At 69.6% G+C, this 4589-nt stretch carries 4 protein-coding genes; 2 read left to right on the top strand and 2 right to left on the bottom strand.

Annotation, left to right across the window (positions count from 1 at the left end):
• Window positions 1-258 precede the first annotated feature (258 nt).
• Window positions 259-573: a hypothetical protein gene (locus EAO70_RS16475; protein ID WP_148003734.1), complete on the top strand. Its 315-nt coding sequence runs from the start codon at window positions 259-261 to the stop codon at window positions 571-573.
• A gap of 447 nt (window positions 574-1020) precedes the next feature.
• Here EAO70_RS16475 and EAO70_RS16470 read toward each other — a convergent pair whose 3' ends face one another.
• On the bottom strand, window positions 1021-2070 hold the full coding sequence (locus EAO70_RS16470) for an SGNH/GDSL hydrolase family protein (RefSeq protein WP_148003733.1): 1050 nt from the start codon (window positions 2068-2070) through the stop codon (window positions 1021-1023).
• Window positions 2071-2581: 511 nt separating this feature from the next.
• On the opposite strand from EAO70_RS16470, the gene EAO70_RS16465 reads away from it, so the two are divergent.
• The gene (locus tag EAO70_RS16465; RefSeq protein WP_148003732.1) at window positions 2582-2947 is read left to right on the top strand and encodes a hypothetical protein; all 366 of its coding nucleotides are present in this window, start codon (window positions 2582-2584) and stop codon (window positions 2945-2947) included.
• Between the two features lie 387 nt (window positions 2948-3334).
• On the opposite strand, the gene EAO70_RS16460 is transcribed toward EAO70_RS16465, so the two are convergent.
• Complete coding sequence (locus tag EAO70_RS16460) at window positions 3335-3874, bottom strand: RICIN domain-containing protein (RefSeq protein ID WP_148003731.1); 540 nt, start codon at window positions 3872-3874, stop codon at window positions 3335-3337.
• Window positions 3875-4589 lie beyond the last annotated feature (715 nt).

Below are 4589 nucleotides of genomic sequence, written 5' to 3'. Positions count from 1 at the left end.
CGGCAGGGGTGGGTGCCGTGCCCCGGCCACGGTCCCGGCCGGGGCACGGCACCCACCCCTGCCGGGCCAGGCCCTACCGCCCGCTCCCCCTGTTGCATCCAGCGCTGCCCTACCGGGCCATGAGGGCGCTCACGGTCTTCCCGCCGTCCGCCCGGAGAGTGTCCGCGTCGGGCGGCTGCGGGCTCTTCTTCGCCTTGACTGAGCGGAGACCGCTGCACGCTTCGGCTGCTGCGCAATCCGTCCGGACAGAGCAGCCGGGTGATCGGCAAGGCCGTCGTCCTCAGCGGTCCCGCTGCCACCGGCGGTCTCGTCTGGGCGGGCGCTCCGTGGTCGGTCGTGGCCGTGGTCGCCGTCCTCGGCGTGGTGGTGGCCGGGCTGATCCTCACCCTGCTGATCGCGTTCCCCGACGACTCCGAGCACAAGAGGGACGTCTGGATGGCGAGGACGCGCTACCGCGGCCGCCGCGAGGAGCGCGCCCTGCGGAAGCGGGAGGAGCGCGCGGTGGAGACGGGAGGAACGCGAGCAGCGCGCTCGGCGGAAGCGGAAGGTACCCGCTGCTCGCCGGTCCCGTAAGGCCCCTCCCGGGGACAGCAGCGGTTGCAGCACCTATGGCCCGGCCCGCTCCTGTCCAAGGAGTGGGCCGGGCCCGTAGGTGTCCCGGTGCGCTGTACCGCCTGCACGACAGTGGGCTGCCAGGAGATGCACTGCACCAGGGCGATGCCCGTCAGTGGCAAGGGCGGTTACCGGTTACGGGCATGGGAGATCGCCCCCCGATGGTCCTGACCAGCGCGGACCGGCGTCCTCGCCAGCCGGTAACCATGTGGCGGATAGGCGGGCGGCACCGGGGTCACGGCCGGAGCCGGAGCACCTGCGCCGATCGACTGGGGCAGGCCGGGTGCATGCAGCGGACGCGCATGGTGCGCTGGGGGGAGCTGTGCTCCTTGAGCCGGCTGGCCGGAACGCCCCGGGCGCCGTTGTTCAGGAGCGCCGGGGCCCAGGATCGTCACAGTGGTGTGGAGGTCAGCGGTCGAGGAGGGCGATGCGGATGGCACGCTCGACGTGGGCGGCGGTGTTGGCGTGACCGTCGGCGTTGGGGTGGACCAAGGTAACGCGCTTGTTGATGAGGCCGCAGTTCAGGATGGTGCCGGGGAGTTTGGCGGGCCAGTAGTCCGCGGCGTCGCCGCAGATGCCCTCGACCCACTTCTCCTCGGCGGGCTGGCAGGCGTCGTGGCCGACGCTGGAGGAGTACACGTCGACGTAGCGGTCACCGAAGAAGGACGTGACCTGCTGGATCGTGTTGTTCAGCGGCTTGAGAGCGTTTTCGCGCAGCCAGTCGACGTCGGCGTGCTTGATCGAGCCCAGCTCGCTCAGGGCGGGGCGGTTACAGGTGTTGCCTTCCTGCGGCAGGACGGCCGGGTAGCCGACCGTGATCACCTTGGCGTTGGGCGCGGCCTCGTGCACCCTGGCCAGCATCTGGACGTATTCGTCCTGGACCCGGGCGAGCTTGTCGGTGATGTTCTCCTCGCCCTCGGGCGGGTTGGTGTAGTACTCCTGGCAGGTTTCGCCGGGGATCGCGCCCAGTTGCAGGCACTTGAGGAGCATGCCGCCGAACGGCAGGCTGTTGCCGCCGACGCCGATGGTGACGATGTCGGTCTCCTTGCTCAGCTTGGCCCGCTTGATCTGTGTGTCCACCGCGGACCATCCCTCGACGGGAGGCTGAACCGGGCTGATGGGCACCTGCTTGGCCTCGGCGATGTCGGCGATGGTGGCGTTGCCGCAGCTGACGTTGGCCAGCTGGACGTACTTGCCCGGCGGGAACTCCTCCAGCTCCCGCTCGACGAGGCCCGGGTAGGCGCCGCTGGTGCGGTCGCAGCCGTCGCGCGACGCCTCGCCGAGCGCGGGCTGCGGCTCCCCGACGAAGCCGCCGGCGGTGTACGAGTCGCCCAGCGCGGCCCACTGATACTGATCAGCCGCACCGGCCGAGCCCGAGGGCACGAGCGCGGACGCCGCCGCCAGCGCGAGGCCTACGGTCAGCACGCTCGTGCGCAGGCGGGAGACAGGGTGTCGCATGGATCCTCCAGAATCGGCAGAAGGCGGCCCGGGACCGAAGCGTGCCCCAGACCGGAAAGCACCTCGGCCAAGATCATCTAGGCGATCCGGTAAGCCCTCCAAGCGACTTGGRCCTGTAACCCCCGATCGAGCTAAATGGTCAGATCTTCGCGCCACCGTCTGCCTCTGCCCCACTCCACCCCGCCCGGAGCGACCGGACCGACCACGCCAGCGCAAGATCACTTTCGACACGCCCTAGAAGTCGGCGGTCGTCTTGATGTTGAGGATCGTCGCCCATGCCGCGCGGTCGGGCCGAGGGCCGGGCCCCCGGAGCTCCGCCGCGTCGGCCGTCTCCAGATCAAGGAGCTGCATGGCGCTGTCCGTGGGCCGGCAGCCCCAGGGCTCTCGCCGGTCCGTCGCCGAAGCTTCGGCGGACCGCTCGTGACGTCGGGATGCGCCGGATCGCATCTCGGGGCACGGTAACCAAGGTGCCGCCGCCCCGCCGGCAACCCCCTCTCGCAAGGAGCCTCCCATGTCCGAGCGCAACACCGTCCTGCGCAGCCTCCACGACGTCGGCCTGGCCGCCTGGTTCGGCGGATCCCTCATGGGCGCCGTCGGCCTCAACGGCGCCGCGAAGGACCAAGGCGACACCTGGCAGGCGCAGGCCCGGATCGCGAGCTCGGGCTGGGCCAAGGCGAAGCTGCGCTTCCGTGTGGGCGGCCCGGCAATCCTTGGCGTCTGGGTCAAGGCGGCGTCGGCCGACGCGAAGTCGTGGAGTGGCTCAGATCCCGTGGCAGGGACGACGCCGTCCTCACCTTCACTGCCACCGCCGGCGAGAAGTCGCGTCCGGAGAAGCTGGACAGCTGAGGGCGGCCTCCGGGTGGCCGGAACGATCTGACCGCTTCGGGGGTGCCGCCCGGTCCCCCGAGCTGGTCCCAGCGGGCCGGGCGGCACTTCACGCGTGGAGGCCGGTGGACCCGCCGAGTCCGTCCGCACGCGGCGCCCGCGTTCTCCAGCCGTAGAATGATCTCGTGCCCGCCCGGCAGGCTGCATCCGGTACCGACGATGGCTGGTCCACGAACTGCGGCTCCGCGACCTGGCGTACGCCTGCACGGGCGGCCGTCGCCGGCTGACGCTACGGGCCGTCGGATCGGGGATGGGACTTCGTCGTCACCATCGCCACCCCCGCTCCTGTCTGAATGGGGGCGCGCCGTGACGAAGTCCTCTTCCGTGACCAGATTGAACGGGCGGGTCCCGGGGCGCTGCCCCGGGGCCCGCCGAAAGCTCACACTGCCCTGATGGAGAAGATCTGGTTGGGGTTGTACGTGCACGTCCACAGCCGTGCGGGGGCGCCGTCGTTCATGCTCCAGTCGGCTATCTCAAGGCACTTCTGAGGGGAGTAGTTGTAGTCCATGGAGAGGCCGAAACCGCCGTAGAAACGCTGGTTGAGACCGTAGTGGCAGCCCCACTGGTCGGCGGCCGCACCGTTCCCGGTCGCCCAGCCGGCGATCTCCAGGCACTTGCCGCTGTTGACGTTGATGTAGTAGCTGGCATTGCTGTCGTTCGAAACGCCCCAGCGGTACCACTTCTGGTTGTCACCGTAGTGGCACGTCCACTGACGCACGGCCGCGCCGTTCGCCTTGCTCCAGTCCGCCACCTCAAGGCACTTCCCAGAATTCTCGTTCTGGATCACGACGGTCCCCAGGTAGATGAAGGTCGGCTCCGCCGCCTGGGCCGGGGCGACCGAGAGGCCGAGGATGAGACCGAGGGAGGCCGCGAGAGCGAGCAGGCCGTGTCGAGCACGGGCGAAAACGGTGAGTTTCATGGTCCTCTGCAATCAAAGGGAAGAGTCCGGCGGTTGGCCGGAAAATGATGATCATGATCGCACAGGTTCGATGGCCGACCGGAACCTTGGTGACCGACTTGGGGAATGACACGAGATACGACCGGACGGCTGGGCGGAATCAGTTCCTCCGCTACGCTCCGCCGCCGTTTCTTGTCGTCACTACCCGCAGAGGACTCAAGGACGACGAACCGTGAAGCGGTACCGGGTGATCGGCTACCAGAACCGCTCCACCTCGCCACGAGGCAGACTCCGAGTCGAGCGAGTCGCCTGCACTACGGTCCCGTAGCAGGGCGAGCACACCGTGCCCTTTCGTCCGTTCTGGTCCGGGACGTACGCCGCGCCCTAAGCCCGGGCTCGACACCCGCCGCCGGCGGTACGCCTCCTGGCGGTCGCCGAGGCGGGCCGGGTCCTGACCCTGGAGAGCGACCTGTACGCCCCCGCCGGCGCCGGTTCGCTGCTGTGGCTGGGACAGGCGGCCGTGACCGTGCCCATCGAACCGGGCGCCGTCGAACAGCCGCACCTTTAGTACTTCCCAACACCCTGGTCAGGGCCCTGAGGAACGCCGCCGCGGCAGTCTGCACCTGGAACTGAACATACGGGCCGTACTGCCCCAGACATCCGTCCACCCCCGCTGCCCCGGCCTACGGCTGCGCCTCGATGTCCCCGAGGGCTACTGGCTCGAGCAGCTCGAAGG

It is taken from the genome of Streptomyces sp. adm13(2018) (assembly GCF_008042145.1).
Classification (GTDB): Bacteria; Actinomycetota; Actinomycetes; order Streptomycetales; family Streptomycetaceae; genus Streptomyces.
Note: the sequence above shows the minus strand (reverse complement) of the source record. Positions and strands in the feature narration are given on the sequence as shown.